The sequence below is a fragment of the Streptomyces sp. DT190 genome, from assembly GCF_049846985.1.
Taxonomy (GTDB): Bacteria; Actinomycetota; Actinomycetes; order Streptomycetales; family Streptomycetaceae; genus Streptomyces.
The window spans coordinates 30344-49009 of record NZ_JBNCNM010000003.1 but is presented as its reverse complement, the minus strand read 5'-3'; the positions used below and the strand labels follow the sequence as shown (position 1 = coordinate 49009).

General features: G+C 73.2%; 14 protein-coding genes. 4 read left to right on the top strand and 10 right to left on the bottom strand.

From position 1 onward, the window contains the following. Nucleotides 1–52: 52 nt before the first annotated feature. On the bottom strand, nt 53–1465 hold the full coding sequence (locus ACPXCS_RS07095; RefSeq protein ID WP_425945344.1) for an NAD(P)/FAD-dependent oxidoreductase: 1413 nt from the start codon (nt 1463–1465) through the stop codon (nt 53–55). A gap of 180 nt (nt 1466–1645) precedes the next feature. Further along, nucleotides 1646–2542: a TIGR01777 family oxidoreductase gene (locus ACPXCS_RS07090; protein ID WP_425945345.1), complete on the bottom strand. Its 897-nt coding sequence runs from the start codon at nt 2540–2542 to the stop codon at nt 1646–1648. A 71-nt stretch (nt 2543–2613) separates the two neighbouring features. On the opposite strand from ACPXCS_RS07090, the gene ACPXCS_RS07085 reads away from it, so the two are divergent. Beyond that, complete coding sequence (locus ACPXCS_RS07085; protein ID WP_425945346.1) at nt 2614–3102, top strand: GNAT family N-acetyltransferase; 489 nt, start codon at nt 2614–2616, stop codon at nt 3100–3102. Nucleotides 3103–3121: 19 nt separating this feature from the next. On the opposite strand, the gene ACPXCS_RS07080 is transcribed toward ACPXCS_RS07085, so the two are convergent. After that, nucleotides 3122–4306 carry a MarP family serine protease gene (locus tag ACPXCS_RS07080; protein ID WP_425945347.1) on the bottom strand — a complete coding sequence of 395 codons (1185 nt, stop codon included), beginning with the start codon at nt 4304–4306 and terminating at the stop codon, nt 3122–3124. Nucleotides 4307–4497: 191 nt separating this feature from the next. Here ACPXCS_RS07080 and ACPXCS_RS07075 point away from each other — a divergent pair, with 191 nt between their 5' ends. Together ACPXCS_RS07075 and ACPXCS_RS07070 are read left to right on the top strand one after the other, a co-directional pair. Further along, nucleotides 4498–5415: a peptidoglycan recognition protein family protein gene (locus tag ACPXCS_RS07075; RefSeq protein WP_425945348.1), complete on the top strand. Its 918-nt coding sequence runs from the start codon at nt 4498–4500 to the stop codon at nt 5413–5415. Further along, nucleotides 5412–5633 (top strand): hypothetical protein, encoded by a 222-nt coding sequence (locus ACPXCS_RS07070; RefSeq protein ID WP_425945349.1) that lies wholly within the window; start codon nt 5412–5414, stop codon nt 5631–5633. The genes ACPXCS_RS07075 and ACPXCS_RS07070 overlap by 4 nt, the downstream gene beginning before the upstream one ends. On the opposite strand, the gene ACPXCS_RS07065 is transcribed toward ACPXCS_RS07070, so the two are convergent. From ACPXCS_RS07065 to ACPXCS_RS07035, 7 genes are all read right to left on the bottom strand, one after another. After that, nucleotides 5634–6152 (bottom strand): DUF4240 domain-containing protein, encoded by a 519-nt coding sequence (locus tag ACPXCS_RS07065; protein ID WP_425945397.1) that lies wholly within the window; start codon nt 6150–6152, stop codon nt 5634–5636. A gap of 56 nt (nt 6153–6208) precedes the next feature. Beyond that, entirely contained in the window at nt 6209–7195 is a 987-nt protein-coding gene (locus tag ACPXCS_RS07060; RefSeq protein WP_425945350.1) for a helix-turn-helix transcriptional regulator, read from the bottom strand. Nucleotides 7196–7266: 71 nt separating this feature from the next. Continuing rightward, complete coding sequence (gene aceE, locus ACPXCS_RS07055; RefSeq protein WP_425945351.1) at nt 7267–9969, bottom strand: pyruvate dehydrogenase (acetyl-transferring), homodimeric type; 2703 nt, start codon at nt 9967–9969, stop codon at nt 7267–7269. Nucleotides 9970–10236: 267 nt separating this feature from the next. Continuing rightward, nucleotides 10237–10860 (bottom strand): GntR family transcriptional regulator, encoded by a 624-nt coding sequence (locus ACPXCS_RS07050; protein WP_425945352.1) that lies wholly within the window; start codon nt 10858–10860, stop codon nt 10237–10239. Between the two features lie 234 nt (nt 10861–11094). Continuing rightward, a complete protein-coding gene (sucB, locus tag ACPXCS_RS07045) occupies nt 11095–12942 on the bottom strand; it encodes a 2-oxoglutarate dehydrogenase, E2 component, dihydrolipoamide succinyltransferase (RefSeq protein ID WP_425945353.1) in 1848 nt (615 codons plus the stop codon). A gap of 62 nt (nt 12943–13004) precedes the next feature. Beyond that, nucleotides 13005–14393, bottom strand: coding sequence for a dihydrolipoyl dehydrogenase (gene lpdA, locus ACPXCS_RS07040; RefSeq protein ID WP_425945354.1), 1389 nt, complete (start codon nt 14391–14393; stop codon nt 13005–13007). A gap of 284 nt (nt 14394–14677) precedes the next feature. Beyond that, a complete protein-coding gene (locus ACPXCS_RS07035) occupies nt 14678–16204 on the bottom strand; it encodes a leucyl aminopeptidase (RefSeq protein WP_425945355.1) in 1527 nt (508 codons plus the stop codon). A gap of 379 nt (nt 16205–16583) precedes the next feature. Between ACPXCS_RS07035 and ACPXCS_RS07030 the strand changes: the two genes are divergently transcribed. Beyond that, a complete protein-coding gene (locus tag ACPXCS_RS07030) occupies nt 16584–18617 on the top strand; it encodes a hypothetical protein (RefSeq protein ID WP_425945356.1) in 2034 nt (677 codons plus the stop codon). The last annotated feature ends 49 nt before the right edge of the window (nt 18618–18666 follow it).

The following is an 18666-nucleotide window of genomic DNA, read 5'->3' as shown; positions in this document are numbered from 1 at the left end:
CTTCGCCGCGTGGGTGCGAACAGCCACGACGGGCCCGCACCCGGCGCATCACCTATGCGGCCCGTGGCACGGACGGCGCGGGATCGGCGACGTGCATCGACCGGCCCGCCCCCAGGTCCGCCAGGATCGCCGCCGACGCCCGATGCCCCGAGTGCAGAGCGCCCTGGACCGTACTGGTGTCCCGGTGATCCCCGCACACGTACAGGCCGGCGAGCAACCGCACCGGCCGCCGCAGATCGTGCGGCGGCCGCATCGCCGGCACCGCCTCCGCCGTGTGATGCACCGCCAGCGTCTCCCACCGCGCGGTCGACACCCCGTACAGCCGCGCCAGATGCGTCCGCACGGCCGTGTCGACATCTCCCGGGGGCCGTCCCAGCACGGTCGACGACACCAGCGCCCGCCCCGCCGGGGCCCGGGACGGATCGACCCGGCTGACCACCGCCGTGTGCGCGACCGGCCCGCCCAGATCCGCGTCGAGCAGCAACGACGCCCCGGTTCCCGGCGGTTCGTCGGTCGTGTGGTGCACCACCGTCACCGGGTGGAAGTCCGGCACCCGCAACCCGGGCAGGAGCGCGGCCGCGGCCCGCGCGTCCGTCGCCACCAGCACCGCCCGGCAGCGGATCTCCCCGTGCTCCGCGGTGGTCACCGAGGTGGTCGAGACGGAGGTGACGCGCACGCCCGTGTGCACCGTGCCCGCCGGCAGCATCTGCGCCAGCCGCTCCGGCAGGGCCTCGGCACCGCCCTCCGGCACGCACAGCCGGCCGCCGGCGAAGGCGCGCAGCGCGAGGTCCGCGCACCGGCTGGACGTCCTCAGGTCCGGGTCGCACAGCAGGGCGGCGAGCAGCGGACGCAGGAAGCCGTCGATCGTACGGGCGGGCAGCCCGCGGGCCGCCAGGGCCTCACCCGCGGGCAACTCCGGTCGGGCCAGCAGCCGTTCGGCCGGGGTGGCGGCCAGCCGGGTCAGCGCGGCACCCAGCCGGGCCTGGTCCACGGCCGTGCCGAGCGGGGCGCCGGAGCGGCTCCTGGGCACGGAGACCTGCCGGCCGGGCACGGCCGCCGGCCTCCTGGGGTACCGGGGAGGCCTGGCGGACGGTGACCTGGGCGCACTGGCCAGCGCGCGCACCGCGTGCAGTGCGCCCCGTGCGCCCCCTGCGCCCGGCTGGACGCCGGCGCGGTGGTGGCGGCCGTCGCCGTGCAGCAGGACACCGGGCGCGAAGGGCCGCAGGGCCAGCGCGCCGAGGCCGGGTGTCAGCCGTAGTTCGGGATACGCGGTGGACAGCAACTGGCCCACCCTGTCGAGCCGGAAGCCGTCGATCTTCTCCGTCGCCATGCGGCCGCCGACGCCGTGGGCGGCCTCCAGGACCATGGTCGTCACTCCTGCGCTGGTCAGCCGGTGCGCGGCCGAGAGTCCGGCGACCCCGGCCCCCACGACGACCACGTCCGCCTGGTACGCGGGCTCAAGCACGTGCCCCTCCTCGAGGTTGCGCGGGCGCTGGAGACGTCATGCCCTCAACAGGCCGCAGGGATACGCGAGTTCTGGTCGAGGGTAGGGCCGTGATCGGTCAGGGGGAGTCGCGCATCGACAGGGCACGGTCGCACAGCGGTCGCATACGGCGGCCGTGTGGGTGTGAAGTGGTCGCAGGGGTCACAGAGCCGCCCGGATCGCCCCCTCGATGTCCGGGAACGCGAACCGGAAACCCGACTCCAGCAGCCGCGTCGGCAGGATCCGGGCGCTGCCCAGGACGTCCCCGGCCATCTCGCCGAGCACGGACCGCAGCACGGGCGCCGGCACCGGGAACAGGGTCGGCCGGTGCAGCACCCGCCCCATCGCCGCCGTGATCTCACGGTTCGTCAGCGGGTTCGGGGCGGTGAGGTTGAACGGCCCGGACAGGCCGTCGGTGTCCAGCAGATGGCGGATCGCGGCGACCTCGTCGTGCAGCGCGACGAACGACCAGTACTGCCGCCCGTCCCCCATCCGCCCGCCCAGCCCCGCCTGGAACAGCGGGAACAGCCGCCCCCACGCCCCGCCGTGGCGGGAGACGACCAGTCCGGTCCGGGTGAACACGGTGCGGACACCGGCGTCCCGGGCGGGTCCCGTCGCCGCCTCCCACTCCACGCACAGCTCGGGCAGGAAGCCCTGCCCGGGGGGCGCGTCCTCGTCCACCGCCCGGTCGCCGGTCTCGCCGTAGTAGCCGATGGCGCTGCCGTTCACGAAGACCCGGGGCCTGACCTCCTCGTCCAGGGAGGCGACCGCCCGGGCGAGCGCCGCCGTGCCGTTCACCCGGCTGTCGCGGATCCGCCGCTTGTAGGCGTCCGTCCAGCGGCGGTCGCCGACCCCCGCACCCGCCAGATTGACCACCGCGTGGCAGCCGGCCAGACCGGCCGCGTCCGCGTGCCCGCCCTCGGGGTCCCACCGGACCTCGTCCTCCGTGCGGGGAGTACGGCGCACGAGGCGCACCACTTCGTGCCCGTCCGCGGTCAGGGACCGCACCAGGGCGCTGCCGATGAGACCGGAGGCGCCGGTCACCGCGATGCGTCGCATGGCTCAATCTTGCCCTCAGGGCGGGATAAAACCCCTGCCGGGAGGGCGTGCCGCCGACGTAACGTGCCCCCATGCCGACTGCGCACATACGCCCCGCACGCCCCGAGGACGAGGAGGCGCTGGGCCGGCTCGACCGAGCCACCTGGTCGCCGCTGCACGCCGTCCAGCCCCGCCCCGAGCCGCCGTACGGCCCCTTCTTCAGCGAGCGGGACGCGGTGGCGGAGTGCCTCGTGGCCGAGCTCGACGGAACGCTCGCCGGTTACCTCCGGCTGGGGAGCGCGACGCCGCTCGCGTGCAACGCCCACGTCCGGATGATCCGGGGGCTGGCCGTCGCGGAGGAGGCGCGCGGGCAGGGCGTCGCCCGGGCCCTGCTGCGGGCGGCGGCGGAGGAGGCCCGGCGGCTGGGGGCCCGGCGCCTCACCCTGCGCGTGCTCGCGCACAACGCCCCGGCCCGCGCGCTCTACGCGTCCGAGGGCTTCGCCGTGGAGGGCGTCCTGCCCGAGGAGTTCTTCCTCGACGGCGCCTACGTCGACGACGTCTTCATGGGCCGCTTCCTGTGATCCGGCCCGGTGCCGCGGGCTACGACGCCGCCGGCTCGCCCGTGTCCACCGGCGCCGTCGCGCGGGCCGCCCGCTCCGCCTCGGAGGAGACCTCGTCCGCCGTCAGCACGTAACCCGTCTCGGCGTCCGAGGTGGAGCGGGCGAAGACCACGCCGAACACCCGCCCGTCCGTGGTGAGCAGGGGACCGCCCGAGTTGCCGGGGCGGACCGTGGAGCGGATCGAGTAGATCTCGCGCGTGACCGTCCCGTCGTTGTAGATGTTCTGGCCCGTCGCCCGCACCCGGTTCGCGACCGTGGCCGCCTGCAGGTTCAGGTCGCCGTCCTCGGGATAGCCCGCGACGACCGCCGAATCGCCGCGCCCGGCGTCGTCGTCGAAGCGGAGCACGGGCGCCTTCAGACCCGGCACGTACAGCACGGCCACGTCCTTGCTCGGGTCGAACAGCACCACCCGCGCCTCGTACGTCCGCCCGACCCCGCCGATCTGCACGGTCGGCTCGTCGATGCCGGCCACCACGTGGGCGTTGGTCATCACGCGCTCCCGGGCGTACACGAAGCCGCTGCCCTCGCGCCCCTGGGTGCCGGCGACGCCCTCGACCTTCACCGTGCTCCGCTTGGCGGCGTTCGTCGCGGCCGCCGTGACGCTGTCGCCCGAGGGCCGGGCGACCTCGGCCGTCGACTCGTTCTCGAACGGGTTGAAGACCTGCGGGAAGCCCGCCTGGGTGAGCGCGGACGTGGCCTCCGAGAACCAGGCCGGGGTCGTGTCCGGCATGGTCCGCTGCACCGCGCCGAGCAGCCTTGAGTCCCGGATCGCCGAGGTGACCAGCGGCGACGAGGAGGCGCCCAGGACGCTCGCGACGACCCACGCCACGATCAGCACGGCGACCGAGTTGGCCACGGCCCCGCCGATCCCGTCCGCCACCCTCAGCGGCCCGCGGTCCAGCTCCCGCCGCAGCCGCAGCGCGAGGCGCCCCGCCAGCTCGTGGCCCACCACCGCCGGCAGCAGCACCGTGAACACCGCCGTCACCGTCGCCCGCGTGGTGCCCGGCTCGACCAGGTCCATCACCCACGGCAGGATCCACACGCCGACGACCGCGCCGCCCACGAAGCCCGCCAGCGACACACAGCCGGCCACCAGCCCGCGCCGGTACCCGGACGCCGCGTAGGCGAGGACGACCAGCAACAGCAGGATGTCGAGCAGGTCCACGCAACGCCGCCTTTCTCTCGGAACCCTCCAGTACGTGGGGGAAGGGCCCGGTGATCAGTCACCCGCGCGCGGATGATCGGAACCGGCCACGCGCGCGTGCACTCGGAGAAACGTCGCGGACCGTGACGATGGTTCCACCGGGTGGCACACCACACATCGCGGACGGACCGGATCGGGCCGACAGTGGGACCATGCGTGTCTTCCGAGGGCGGCGGGGTGCGCGGGGGCGCCGCGCCGTCCGGGCACCCGGCGCCGCCGGCCTGCCGCGCGCGGCGCGGGTGGCGCTCGGCTGCCTGCCGGGCGTCGCCGCCGTCGTCGCGCTGGTGCTGTGCGCCCACGGCGTGGAGAACGCCGCCGAGACCACCGCCCGCGCCGCCCCGGACCGGGCCGCCCGGCCGTACACCGCCCCGCGGCCGCCCATCGTGCCGCGCTCGCACTGGCTGGGCGACGCCGCCCGCCCCCAGCCCCGCCCGCGCTACGACGACCACGTCGCCGCCGTCTTCGTCCACCACACCGACTCGCCCAACGACTACGACTGCGCCGACGCGCCCCGCATCCTCCGGGACCTCTACACCGGCCAGACCGGCGGCCGCGACTGGGACGACCTGGGCTACAACTTCGTCGTCGACCGCTGCGGCACCGTCTACGAGGGCCGCGCCGGCGGCGTCGAACGGGCCGTCACCGGCGCCCACACCCAGGGCTTCAACCACCGCACCAGCGGCATCGCCGCCCTCGGCACCTTCACCGAGGGCCTGCCCGTGCCCGCGCCCATGATCCGCGCCATCGCCGCGCTGTCCGCCTGGAAACTGGGCCTGACCGGCATCGACCCGCGGGCCGGCGTCCGCCTGGTCTCCAGCAACGGGCTGAGCCGCTACGCGGCCGGCACCACCGCCCGGCTGCCCGCCGTGGCCGGCCACAACGACGGCTACATGACCAGCTGCCCGGGCGCCGCTCTGCAGGCCCGCCTGCCCGGGATCCGGCAGCTCGCGGCCCGCCTCCAGGGCCGGCCCGCGCACACCCAGGAGAGCCACAGCGAACGCGCGGTGTCGTCACAACCGGACCCCCTACGGTCGGGGCCACAGACAGCCGACCGGAGGTGGGGACCATGAACAGCAGCGGTACGCGGAACACGGCGGCACGCACCCGGGGAGCCGCCCGGGGCCCCTGGGCGGTGCTCTGCGCGGCCGTCGCCGTCGTCCTGGGCCCGGCCGCGGTCACGGCGTCCGCCCTGGACCAGGCCAACGCGGCGCCGCCGCTCCACGCCGTGGAGCCGGAGCGGAACCACGCGTACGTCCCGTCCGGCACCGGCCCTCGCCGGGCCGGCTGATCAGCCCCTGAAGCGCTCCCACAGCCGGGGGTAGCGCTCCGCGAGCAGCTGCTCGTCCTCGAAGTCGAGCGGGGTGCCCTCCGGTTCCGCGGGGGCGGGCGGGATCCCCAGATCGGACGCGACCACGCCGGTGAGCTGCTCGTACGCCTCGTCGGCCGCGTACCCGAGTTCCTCGCCGTCGCCGTCGATCTCCTCGTCGAAGTCGCCGAGGAGGTCGGCCAGCGCGTCCGGGTCGTGCAGGGCACCCTCGAAGACCTCCCGGCCCTGCCCGATCAGCCAGCACCGGAAGAAGTCGAAGGCGTCGTCGCTGGCCCCGTCGAGCAGCACCCAGGCGGCACCCCACAGGTCCCAGCGGTAGGCGCGGTTGTAGCGGGACTCGAAGTGCCGGGCGAAGTCCAGGACCGAGTCCGGGTCCAACTGGGCGAGCCGCTCCACGAGCAGGTCCGCCTGCTCCTCCGGGTCGCCCTCGGCGGCCTCCCGGGCGTCGTCCACCAGCTCCCAGAACTCCGTCTCGTCCATCACGGGTCAAGCATCGGCCCTGGGGCACGGGGGCGCACCCGGAGTGGGCGGGATCGTTATGCGCCGTCCCGGCTCCGGTAGAGGCCGGCCAGCCGTGCCGCGTCGGCCGCGAACCGCTCCCGCAGGCCCTCCGGCGCCAGCACCTCCACCTCCGGGCCCAGCGCCGACAGCTGCGTGTGGGCGACCTCCTCGGACTCGACGGGCAGATCCACCGTCACCCACCCGTCGCCGTCCGGGGCGCCCGCCTCCGCCAGGGCCTCCCCGGCGGACAGCGAGTCCAGGGCGTACGGCAGCCTGCGCACCCCCTCCGGGGACAGGCGCACCACCACCCGCGCCCGCAGGATGGACCGTGCGAACTGCTCGGCCCGCTCCTCCCAGAACGCGGGCAGGTCGAACTCCGGCTCCCGCTCGAAGCGCTCCGCGCCCGCCTCCACCGCCGTGAACCGGTCGATCCGGTACACCCGGAAGGACCCGCCCCCGGCCACCCGTGCGCACAGGTACCAGACGCCCGCCTTCAGCACGAGCCCGTACGGATCCAGCTCCCGCTGGACCTCCTCCTCCCCGCGCCGGTAGCGCGCGCTGATCCGCCGGTCGTCCCAGACGGCGTCCGCGACCGCCGGCAGCAGCGCGGGCGTCTCCGGCTCCTTGAACCAGCTCGGGGCGTCCAGGTGGAAGCGCTGCGCCGCCGTCCGGGAGGCGTCCCTGAGGGACGGCAGCAGCGCCGCCGACACCTTCAGCCGGGCCGCCGAGGCCGCGTCCTCCAGGCCCATCTCGCGCAGCGCCCCCGGCACCCCGGACAGGAACAGCGCCTCGGCCTCGCCGCGGTGCAGTCCCGTCAGCCGCGTGCGGTACCCGCCGACCAGCCGGTAGCCACCGGCCCGGCCCCGGTCCGCGTAGACCGGCACCCCCGCCTCCGACAGCGCCTGCGCGTCCCGTGTCACCGTCCGCTCGGACACCTCCAGCTCCCGGGCGAGCTCGGCGGCCGTCATGGAGGGCCGGGACTGGAGCAGCAACACCATCTTGATCAACCGGGCAGCGCGCATGGCCACATCATGCAGCAGGCCCCCGCCGGGGCGGGGGCCTGCCGATCAACGGTCCGTGTACGGGGGAGGACTCACAGACCGTACGTGTCGCGCGCTTCCTTCACGGACGCCGCCTTGACCTCGCCGCGCCGGGCGAGCTGGGCCAGGGCCGCGACGACGATCGACTCGGCGTCGACCCCGAAGTGGCGGCGGGCCGCCTCACGGGTGTCCGACAGGCCGAAGCCGTCGGCGCCCAGCGAGGACCAGTCCTGCTCGACCCACTGCGCGATCTGGTCCGGGACCTGGCGCATGTAGTCGGAGACCGCCAGCACCGGGCCCTCGGCGCCCTGCAGCGCCTGCCGGACGAACGGCACCCGCTCCTCGCCGCGCAGCAGCGCCTCGTCGGCCTCCAGGGCGTCCCGGCGCAGCTCGCTCCAGGACGTCGCCGACCACACGTCGGCCGCCACGCCCCACTCGTCGGCCAGCAGCTGCTGCGCCTTGAGCGCCCAGTGGATGGCGGTGCCGGAGCCGAGCAGCTGGATCCGCGGGGCGTTCGCCGGCACGGTCACACCCGCCGACTCCGCCGTGTTGAAGCGGTACAGGCCCTTGACGATGCCCTCGTCGATCCCGGCGACGGCCGGCTTCGCCGGCTGGGGCAGCGGCTCGTTGTAGACGGTCAGGTAGTAGAAGACGTCCTGGTCCTCGCCCGGGGCGGCCTCGCCGTACATCCGGCGCAGACCCTCCTTGACGATGGCCGCGACCTCGTAGGCGAACGCCGGGTCGTACGTCAGCGCCGCCGGGTTGGTCGCGGCGATGACGGGGGAGTGGCCGTCGGCGTGCTGCAGGCCCTCACCGGTCAGGGTGGTGCGGCCGGCCGTGGCGCCGACGAGGAAGCCGCGGCCGAGCTGGTCGCCGAGCTGCCACATCTGGTCGGCCGTGCGCTGCCAGCCGAACATCGAGTAGAAGATGTAGAACGGGATCATCGTCTCGCCGTGCGTCGCGTACGACGTGGAAGCGGCGATGAAGTCGGCCATCGAACCGGCCTCGGTGATCCCCTCGTTGAGGATCTGGCCGTTCTTGGCCTCCTTGTAGTACATCAGCTGGTCGCGGTCGACCGGCTCGTACGTCTGGCCCTTGGGCGAGTAGATGCCGAGCGAGGGGAACAGCGACTCCATACCGAAGGTACGGGCCTCGTCCGGGACGATCGGCACCCAGCGCTTGCCGGTCTCCTTGTCGCGGACCAGGTCCTTGACCAGGCGGACGAACGCCATGGTGGTGGCCACGTTCTGCGAGCCGGAGCCCTTGTCGAAGGAGGCGAACGCCTTCTCGGCCGGGGCGGGCAGCGGGGCGACCGGGTGGACGCGCCGGGCCGGGGCCGGGCCGCCGAGGGCGGCACGCCGCTCCTGGAGGTAGCGGACCTCGGGGGAGTCGGCGCCCGGGTGGCCGTAGGGGACCACGCCGTCGACGAAGTCGCTGTCCTTGATCGGCAGGCCGAGCAGGTCGCGCATGTTCTTGAACTCGTCCACCGAGAGCTTCTTCATCTGGTGGTTGGCGTTCTTCGACGCGAAGCCCTCGCCGAGGGTGTGGCCCTTGACCGTCTGGGCCAGGATCACGGTCGGCGCGCCCTTGTGCTCGACGGCGGCCTTGTACGCGGCGTAGACCTTGCGCGCCTCGTGGCCACCGCGCGAGAAGTGGAAGCACTCCAGGATCTTGTCGTCGCTCAGCAGCTTCGCCAGCTCCGCAAGCGCCGGGTCGGCGCCGAAGAAGTCCTGGCGGATGTAGGCCGCGTCGCGGGTCTGGTACGTCTGGATCTGCGCGTCCGGTACCTGGCGCAGGCGGCGTACCAGCGCGCCCGTGGTGTCGAGCTGGAACAGCTCGTCCCAGGCTGTGCCCCACAGCGTCTTGACGACGTTCCAGCCGGCGCCGCGGAACTGGGCCTCCAGCTCCTGCACGATCTTGAAGTTGGCGCGGACCGGGCCGTCCAGGCGCTGCAGGTTGCAGTTGATGACGAACGTGAGGTTGTCGAGCTCCTCACGGGCCGCGAGCGCCAGGGCCGCCGTCGACTCGGGCTCGTCCATCTCGCCGTCGCCGAGGAACGCCCACACGTGCGAGGCGGAGGTGTCCTTGATGCCGCGGTTGGTCAGGTAGCGGTTGAAGCGCGCCTGGTAGATGGCCGACAGCGGGCCGAGGCCCATGGAGACGGTCGGGAACTCCCACAGCCAGGGCAGGCGGCGCGGGTGCGGGTAGGAGGGCAGACCGTTGCCGCCCGACTCGCGGCGGAAGTTGTCGAGCTGCTCCTCGCTGAGCCGGCCGTCGAGGAACGCGCGGGCGTAGATGCCGGGGGAGGCGTGGCCCTGGATGTAGAGCTGGTCGCCGGAGCCGTCGGCCTCCTTGCCCTTGAAGAAGTGGTTGAAGCCGGTCTCGTAGAGCCAGGCGGCGGAGGCGAAGGTGGCGATGTGGCCGCCGACACCGTATTTGCTGCCCCGGGTCACCATCGCGGCCGCGTTCCAGCGGTTCCACGCGGTGATCCGCTGCTCCATCGCCTCGTCACCGGGCACGTCCGGCTCGGCGGCGGTGGGGATGGAGTTGACGTAGTCGGTCTCGAGGAGCTTCGGCAGCGCGATGCCGGCGCCCTCGGCGCGCTCCAGCGTGCGGCGCATCAGGTACGCGGCACGGTGCGGCCCGGCAGCCTTGGTGACCGCGTCCAGGGAGGCCTGCCATTCGGCGGTCTCCTCCGGGTCCCGGTCGGGGAGCTGGTCGAGCTCGCTCGGCTGGATGGCGTTGGGGTCGGTCATGTCGCCGCCTTCCTCAGTCGAAGGGGGTTCCCTCACGTAAGGGGATCGGGGGTGCCCTTTGTCTTTGGCAGGACAGGGCTGGGGCTCGGGTGGCAAGCCCGTCGGCGACTGTAACTCCCTGATCGATGATCGATCAAAGGGTTGAGGGATAAAACCTCTTGATCACGAGAAAGTCGGCACGCGGTGCCTCCGCCGGTGGCACGCGGTGACGGGTTTCGGTGTGGTTTTCGCAGGTCGGAGGCGTTTGAGCGGGGTCGCGCTCGGGTGTCACGCCCGGGGCGCGCAACCCAGTACGTGCGCCTTGACGAGTTCCGCGATCCGGGGGTCACGGCGCTTGAAGGCCGCGACCAGCTCCTCGTGCTCCTCCGCGTACGACTGCTGCTGCGTGCCCAGCCAGCGGATCGACAGGGCCGTGAACACCTCGATGCCCAGGCCCTCCCAGGTGTGCAGCAGCACGGAGTTGCCGGCGGCGCGGACCAGCTCGCGGTGGAAGGCCACGGTGTGCCGGACCTGGGCCGTGCCGTCCGCCAGGCGGTCGGCCTCGTACAGGGCGCTGACGTGGGGCTCCAGCGCCGAGCAGTCCTCGGCGAGGGTGCGGGCGGCCAGTTCCGCGGCGATGGCCTCCAGACCGGCCCGCACCGGGTAGCTCTCCTCCAGGTCGGCGGCCGTCAGGTTCCGCACGCGCACGCCCTTGTTCGGGGCGGACTCGATCAGGCGCAGCGACTCCAGCTCGCGCAGGGCCTCACGGACCGGGGTCTGGCTGACCTCCAGCTCGGTGGCGATCCGGCGTTCGACGATCCGCTCGCCCGGCTGCCAGCGTCCGCTGATGATCCCTTCCAGGATGTGCTCGCGGATCTGTTCGCGCAGCGAGTGGACGACGGGCGCGGTCATGAAGGCTCCTCGGTCGGGATCGACGCTTAGACAATACGGCCGGTTCGCTCCGCGGGTGGGGCAGGTGGGGATGTCCTGGTGCAGGTGAGACGAGGCTTACACCGACGGTGCGGCCTGTCGTTCGGCCGACGGTGGTGGGTGGTTGCTCGCGCAGTTCCCCGCGCCCCTGAAACGGCACGGTGCCCCTGCCCGGAGATTTCCGGACAGGGGCACCGTGCGACTGCGAACGGAAGGTCAGAGACCGAGCTCGACCTCGAACTCGCCGGCCTCCAGGATGGCCTTGACCGCCGTCAGGTAGCGGGCGGCGTCGGCGCCGTCCACCAGGCGGTGGTCGTAGGACAGCGTCAGGTACGTCATGTCGCGCACGCCGATGACGGGACCGTCCTCGGTGTCGATGACGGCCGGGCGCTTGACCGTGGCGCCGATGCCGAGGATGGCGACCTGGCCCGGCGGCACGATGATCGTGTCGAAGAGCGCGCCGCGCGACCCGGTGTTGGAGATGGTGAAGGTCGCGCCGGACAGCTCGTCCGGGGTGATCTTGCTGGCCCGGACCTTGCCCGCGAGCTCGGCCGTCGCCTTGGCGATACCGGCGAGGTTGAGGTCGCCGGCGTTCTTGATGACCGGGGTCATCAGGCCCTTCTCGGAGTCCACCGCGATACCGATGTTCTCGGTGTCGAAGTAGGTGATGGTCCCCTCGGCCTCGTTGATCCGGGCGTTGATCGGCGCGTGCGCCTTCAGCGCCTGGGCGGCGGCCTTGACGAAGAACGGCATCGGGGAGAGCTTGACGCCCTCGCGGGCCGCGAACGCGTCCTTGGCGCGGGCGCGCAGCTTCATCAGGCGCGTGACGTCGACCTCGACGACCGAGGACAGCTGGGCCTGCTCGTGCAGGGCCTTGACCATGTTGTCGCCGATGACCTTGCGGATCCGCGGCATCTTCACGGTCTGGCCGCGCAGCGGGGAGGCCTCCAGGGCGGGGGCCTTCTTCGCTGCGGCCGGGGCGGCCTGGGCGGCCGGTGCCGGGGCAGCGGCGGCGGCCTTGGCGGCCTCCGCGGCGGCGACGACGTCCTGCTTGCGGATGCGGCCGCCGACGCCCGTGCCCTTGACGGTGGACAGGTCGACGCCCTGCTCGGCGGCGAGCTTGCGCACCAGCGGGGTGACGTAGGCGCCGTCGTCGGCCGGCTTGGCGGCGGCCGGGGCCTGGGCCGGAGCCGGAGCGGGCACCGGAGCGGCCGGGGCCGGCTCGGGAGCCGGGGTGACCTGCTGCTGCGGGGCCGGGGCCGACGGGGCCTGCGGGGCCGGGGCGGGCTGCGCGGGAGCCGGAGCCGGAGCCGCAGCCTGGGCCGGAGCCGGGGTGGGCTCGGGCTGGGCCGGAGCCGGGGTGGGCTCGGGCTGGGCCGGGGCGGCCGGGGCCTCCTGCGCGGGGGCGGCGGCCGGAGCGGCACCCGCCTCGCCGATGACGGCGAGCTTGGCGCCGACCTCGGCGGTCTCGTCCTCGCCGACCACGATCTCCAGCAGGGTGCCCGAGGTGGGCGCCGGGATCTCGGTGTCGACCTTGTCGGTGGAGACCTCGAGCAGGGGCTCGTCGGCCTCGACCGTGTCGCCGACCGACTTCAGCCAGCGGGTGACGGTGCCCTCGGTGACGGACTCGCCGAGCGCGGGCAGGACGACGTCCGTGCCCTCGGCGGAGCCGCCGCCGGCGGCGGCGTCGGCGGTCGGGGCGGGCGCCGGGGCGGCCTGCTCGGTGGAGGGGGCGGCCGCGGCCGGCTCCGGAGCGGGCTCGGCGACCTGCTCGGCCTGCGGGGCCTGCTCGGCGGCCGGGGCCTCCTGGGCCGCGGGGGCGCCGGAGCCGTCGTCGATCAGCGCCAGCTCGGCGCCGACCTCGACCGTCTCGTCCTCGGCGACCTTGATGGAGGACAGCACGCCGGAGGCGGGGGAGGGAATCTCGGTGTCGACCTTGTCGGTGGAGACCTCGAGCAGGGGCTCGTCGGCCTCGACGCGCTCACCCTCGGCCTTCAGCCAGCGGGTGACGGTGCCCTCGGTGACGCTCTCGCCGAGCGCCGGAAGGGTTACGGAAACCGCCATGGTTTCGGTTGCTCCTTACGGAAAGTGCGGAAGTCTGTGTCGTCGCGTTCGTCGACCGAGGGTCAGTCGTGCGCGTGGAGGGGCTTGCCGGCCAGGGCCAGGTGGGCCTCGCCCATCGCCTCGTTCTGCGTCGGGTGGGCGTGGATCAGCTGCGCGACCTCGGCGGGCAGCGCCTCCCAGTTGTAGATCAGCTGGGCTTCGCCGACCTGCTCGCCCATGCGGTCGCCGACCATGTGGACGCCGACCACGGCACCGTCCTTGACCTGGACGAGCTTGATCTCGCCCGCGGTGTTCAGGATCTTGCTCCTGCCGTTGCCCGCGAGGTTGTACTTCAGAGCGACGACCTTGTCCGCACCGTAGATCTCCTTGGCCTTGGCCTCGGTGATGCCGACGGAGGCGACCTCGGGGTGGCAGTACGTCACCCGCGGGACACCGTCGTAGTCGATCGGCACGGTCTTCAGACCGGCCAGACGCTCCGCCACCAGGATGCCCTCGGCGAAGCCGACGTGCGCGAGCTGGAGGGTCGGGACCAGGTCACCGACGGCGGAGATGGTCGGCACGTTCGTGCGCATGTACTCGTCGACCAGGACGTAGCCGCGGTCCATGGCGACGCCCTGCTCCTCGTAGCCCAGGCCCTGGGAGACCGGGCCGCGGCCGATGGCGACGAGCAGGATCTCGGCCTCGAACTGCTTGCCGTCGGCGAGGGTGACCTTGACGCCGTCCTGGGTGTACTCGGCCTTCTCGAAGAAGGTGCCCAGGTTGAACTTGATGCCGCGCTTGCGGAAGGCGCGCTCCAGCAGCTTGGAGCTGTTCTCGTCCTCGACCGGGACGAGGTGCTTCAGGCCCTCGACGATCGTGACGTCGGTACCGAAGGACTTCCACGCCGAGGCGAACTCGACGCCGATGACACCGCCGCCGAGGATGATCGCGGACTTCGGCACGCGGTCCAGCACGAGGGCGTGGTCGGAGGAGATGATCCGGTCGCCGTCGATCTCCAGGCCCGGCAGCGACTTCGGCACGGAGCCGGTCGCGAGCAGGACGTGGCGGCCCTCCACGCGGCGGCCGTTCACGTCGACGGAGGTGGGGGAGGACAGCCGGCCCTCACCCTCGATGTAGGTCACCTTCCGGGAGGCGATCAGACCCTGCAGGCCCTTGTACAGGCCCGCGACCACGCCGTCCTTGTACTTGTGGACACCGGCGATGTCGATGCCCTCGAGGGTGGCCTTGACGCCGAACTGCTCGCTCTCGCGGGCCTGGTCGGCGATCTCGCCCGCGTGCAGCAGGGCCTTGGTGGGGATGCATCCCCGGTGCAGGCAGGTGCCGCCGACCTTGTCCTTCTCGATCAGGGCGACGTCCAGGCCCAGCTGCGCCCCGCGCAGGGCCGCGGCGTAACCACCGCTGCCACCGCCGAGGATCACTAGGTCGAAAACGGTGCTGGCGTCGTTCGCCACGTCACGTCCTCCATGCATGTGCGCCGTGAGCCGGTCGTCAGTGACCGGCAGGCGGCTGGTGTCCGGCCGCTCGTTCTTCGGCCCTTCGGTGGGGCCCTGTCCTGCCGTGCCCCATCTTCGCACTTGTCGGCACACAAGGAGACGCCGGGCTGCGGTGTGAGACACCCCACGTTCACATGAGCCGCTCGGGGAAGCGCCCCGAAGGGGCGCGGGGAACTGCGCGAACAGCCCCCACGCCCCCGCACTCGCCGCACAGCCGGCGAGACCGGGCTCTCAGGCGAGGGTCAGCCCAGATCGCCCGCGGCCGTCAGCTCCGCCAGCCGCACCAGCGTGCGCACGCCGCTGCCCGTGCCGCCCTTCGGCGTGTAGCCGAACGGGCCGCCCTCGTTGAAGGCCGGCCCGGCGATGTCCAGGTGCGCCCAGGTGATGCCCTCGCCCACGAACTCGCGCAGGAACAGACCGGCGACGAGCCCGCCGCCCATCCGCTCGCCCATGTTCGCGATGTCGGCCGTGGGCGAGTCCATCCCCTTGCGCAGGTGCTCCGGCAGCGGCATCGGCCACGCCGGCTCCCCGACCTCCTCCGCCACCTCGTACAGCGCCGTGCGGAAGGCGTCGTCGTTGCCCATGATCCCGAAGGTCCGGTTCCCGAGCGCCAGCACCATCGCACCGGTCAGCGTGGCCACGTCCACGATCGCGTCCGGCTTCTCCTGCGACGCGGCCCACAGTGCGTCCGCCAGCACGAGCCGGCCCTCGGCGTCGGTGTTGAGCACCTCCACCGTCTTGCCGCTGTACATCCGCAGCACGTCACCCGGACGGGTCGCCGACCCGGAGGGCATGTTCTCGGCCAGGGCGAGCCAGCCGGTGACGTTGACCTCCAGGCCGAGCCGCGCGGCGGCGACGACCGCGGCGAACACCGCGGCCGCGCCGCTCATGTCGCACTTCATCGTCTCGTTGTGGCCGGCCGGCTTCAGCGAGATGCCGCCCGAGTCGTACGTGATGCCCTTGCCGACGAAGGCGAGGTGCTTCTTCGCCTTGGACGAGGTGTACGACAGCTTCACCAGGCGCGGTCCGGCGGCCGAGCCGGCCCCGACCCCGAGGATGCCGCCGTAACCGCCCTTGACCAGGGCCTTCTCGTCGAGCACCTGCACCTTGATGCCGTGCTCCTTCGCGGCGGCCTGGGCGATCGCGGCGAAGGACTCCGGGTTCAGGTCGTTCGGCGGGGTGTTGACCAGGTCGCGGGCCCGGTTGAGCTCCTCGGCGACCGCGACGGCGCGCTCGACCGCGGCCTTGTAGGCCCGGTCGCGGGGCTTGCCGCCGAGCAGGGCGACCTCGGCGAGCGGGGCCTTGCCGTTCTTCGCCTTGGGGTCCTTGCCGTTCTCCTTGTAGGCGTCGAAGGAGTACGCGCCGAGCAGCGCGCCCTCCCCGATCGCACCGGCGTCGCCGGCGTCGGTCACCGGCAGGGCGAAGGCGGCCTTGCGGGCGCCGGTCAGGGCGCGGGCGGCGACGCCGGCGGCCTTGCGCAGGGCCTCGGTGTCGTAGGCGGCGTCCTTCTCGGGCACCGTGCCCAGACCGACCGCCAGCACGAGCGGGGCCTTGAAGCCGGACGGTGCCGGCACCTTCGTCACCTCGCCCTCGGCACCGGAGGCGCCGAGCGTCTCCAGGACGCCGGCGAGCCTGCCGTCGTACGCCTTGTCCACGGCCTCGGCGCCCGGTGCGACGACCGGCCCCTTGGCTCCCTTGGCGACACCGATCACGATCGCGTCGGCCCGCAGACCGGGCGCCGCGGCGGTGCTGAGAGTGAGAGCAGTCACGGTGGTGAAATCTCGCTTCCGATGTGAAGTTGCATGGTCGAACGGTGTGGGTCGACCGGGCCCGACAGCCGACCCTATGCGGACCGCTGAGAGCGGGTCTCACGGGGCCTTTCCCGGTGCGGCGAACACTCGACGACGAGACTACGCGCGTGGCCCCGTTCGCTCATTCCTGCGGGCGTTCACCCGACGGTGGCGTAGTGGCCATTTCTTGATCCCTCACACCGGTGAACTGGGTCACACTCGTCGGGATCCGGTGAGCGCCCTGCTCACCGCTCTGTGTGATGCCCCGGATCCCCCTCGCGCCCGGCCGCTTCGGCCGTGAGTCCGGCCGCCGCGGCGGCCGCGAGGGGATCCCGGGGAATCTTCTGGGGGAGGCACCATGGCGCCGCGTGCGCGCAAGTGGAGAGACACGGCCGCCGCCGTGACGGCGGCAGGCATGATCACGGCCGGGGCGGTGGCCCCGGGGGCGGCGGCCGCGCAGGACCCGCGCGTCGACCTGAGGGTGCTGGTGGTCGACAACGGCGACAGCTCCGTCAGGGCCGTCGCCGCGCACCTCGACGCCACGGGCATCCCGTACACGAAGGTCGACCTCGACGACAGCGGCCGGCCCGAGATCACCGCGGCGTTCCTGAGCGACACGGTCGACGGCCGGCCGCGTGCCAGGTACCAGGGCGTCGTCCTGCCGAACGAGGCCCCGTTCGGCGCCGGCTCCGCCGAGCAGGCGGCCCTGGAGACCTACGAGCGGACGTACGGCATCCCGCAGGTCGACGCCTACACCTGGGCCCACCCGGGGGTCGGCCTCGACTACACGAGCGAGGGCGGCTGGGCCGGCAGCCTCGACGGGCGCGAGGCGTCCGTCACCGCGGCCGGGAAGGCGGGCTGGTTCGGCTACCTCGACGGCGCGTTCCGCTTCGAGGACAACGCGGCCGCGGTGCAGGAGAGCTACGGCTACGTCGCCCGGCCGCGCACCGGCTACACCAGTTACGTCGACATCCCCGTGCCCGGCGGCACCGGACGCGGCAGCCTGGTCGGCGAGTACGCGCACGACGGCCGCCGCGAACTCGTCGTCACCTTCGCCTACAACGGCAACCAGCAGCAGTTCCGGTTGCTGGCCCGCGGCATCGTCGAATGGCTCACCCAGGGCGTGCACCTGGGCCGCACGCGCAACTCCTTCGCCGTCCACGTCGACGACGTGTTCGCCCCGGACAGCCGCTGGGACACCGCCCGCAACTGCACCCCGGGCGACTTCGACTGCCCGGACGGCGACGGCGAGGGCACCACGCCGATCCGCATGACCGCGGACGACGCCGCCCACGCCGCGCAGTGGCAGCGCACGCACGGCTTCACCATGGACATGGTCTTCAACGCCGGCTCGGGCGAGGCGTGGAAGACCGAGCACGGCGGTACCGACGCCCTCACCGCCCGGCTGCTCGCCGACAAGGCGCAGTACCGCTGGATCAACCACACCTGGACGCACCCCTTCCTCGGCTGCGTCCAGGACACCTCCCGGGTGCCGTGGAGCTGCGCGAAGAACGCCGACGGCTCGACGAAGTACATGAGCCGCGCCCAGATCGCCGCGCAGATCCGCGACAACCACACCTGGGCCGTGAACAAGGGCCTGGCCGTCGACCGCACCGAGCTGGTCACCGGTGAGCACTCGGGCCTCAGGACGCTGCCGCAGCAGCCGGACGACAACCCGAACCTGGCCGGCGCCCTCGCCGACACCGGTGTCCGGTGGATCGCCTCGGACAACTCCCGCGAGCCCGGGCAGCGGGCCGTCGGCAAGGCGCTGACCGTGCCGCGCCACCCCATGAACGTGTACTACAACGTGGGCACGGCGGCCGAGATGGCCGACGAGTACAACTGGGTCTACACCTCGCGGGCCGACGGCGGCAGCGGCGTCTGCGAGGACAACCCCACCTCGACGTGTCTCGACGAGCCGCTCGACGCGGCCACCGGCTACGCCGAGCACATCGTCCCGCAGGAGGCGCGCACCGCCCTCGGGCACGTCCTCGCGGGCGACCCCCGGCCGCACTACGCGCACCAGTCCAACCTGGCCGAGGACCGGTTGCTCTACCCGGTCATGGAGAAGGTGCTCGCCGACCACCGGGCGCTGTTCGCCGACAACACGCCGCTGGAGAACCCGCGGCACAGCGCCATCGGCACCGAACTGCAGCGCCGCGCCGCCTGGCGGACGGCCCTGGAGAACAACCGCGTGACGGCGTACCGGATCGGCGGCACCGTCACGGTCACCGCCCCCTCCGGCACCCAGATCCCGGTGACCGCCCCGGAGGGCACCAGGAAGCAACTCGTCCTGGGCACCACCACGTTCGGCACCCCCTACGCGGGGGCCCGCTCGGCCTGGACGACCCCGGAGGCACTCCGGTCGGCTCTCACCTTGAAGCTGCCCTAGAGGGGCGCGGGGAACTGCGCGACCGGCCACGACGGACCCGCACCCGGGA

Bases quoted from the DNA above. Each gene is read 5' to 3' on its own strand.
- ACPXCS_RS07090 (WP_425945345.1), bottom strand. From the start codon at position 2,542: ATGCGACGCATCGCGGTGACCGGCGCCTCCGGTCTCATCGGCAGCGCC.
- ACPXCS_RS07085 (WP_425945346.1), top strand. From the start codon at position 2,614: ATGCCGACTGCGCACATACGCCCCGCACGCCCCGAGGACGAGGAGGCG.
- ACPXCS_RS07075 (WP_425945348.1), top strand. From the start codon at position 4,498: ATGCGTGTCTTCCGAGGGCGGCGGGGTGCGCGGGGGCGCCGCGCCGTC.
- ACPXCS_RS07070 (WP_425945349.1), top strand. From the start codon at position 5,412: ATGAACAGCAGCGGTACGCGGAACACGGCGGCACGCACCCGGGGAGCC.
- ACPXCS_RS07065 (WP_425945397.1), bottom strand. From the start codon at position 6,152: ATGGACGAGACGGAGTTCTGGGAGCTGGTGGACGACGCCCGGGAGGCC.
- ACPXCS_RS07060 (WP_425945350.1), bottom strand. From the start codon at position 7,195: ATGCGCGCTGCCCGGTTGATCAAGATGGTGTTGCTGCTCCAGTCCCGG.
- aceE (WP_425945351.1), bottom strand. From the start codon at position 9,969: ATGACCGACCCCAACGCCATCCAGCCGAGCGAGCTCGACCAGCTCCCC.
- ACPXCS_RS07050 (WP_425945352.1), bottom strand. From the start codon at position 10,860: ATGACCGCGCCCGTCGTCCACTCGCTGCGCGAACAGATCCGCGAGCAC.
- sucB (WP_425945353.1), bottom strand. From the start codon at position 12,942: ATGGCGGTTTCCGTAACCCTTCCGGCGCTCGGCGAGAGCGTCACCGAG.
- ACPXCS_RS07030 (WP_425945356.1), top strand. From the start codon at position 16,584: ATGGCGCCGCGTGCGCGCAAGTGGAGAGACACGGCCGCCGCCGTGACG.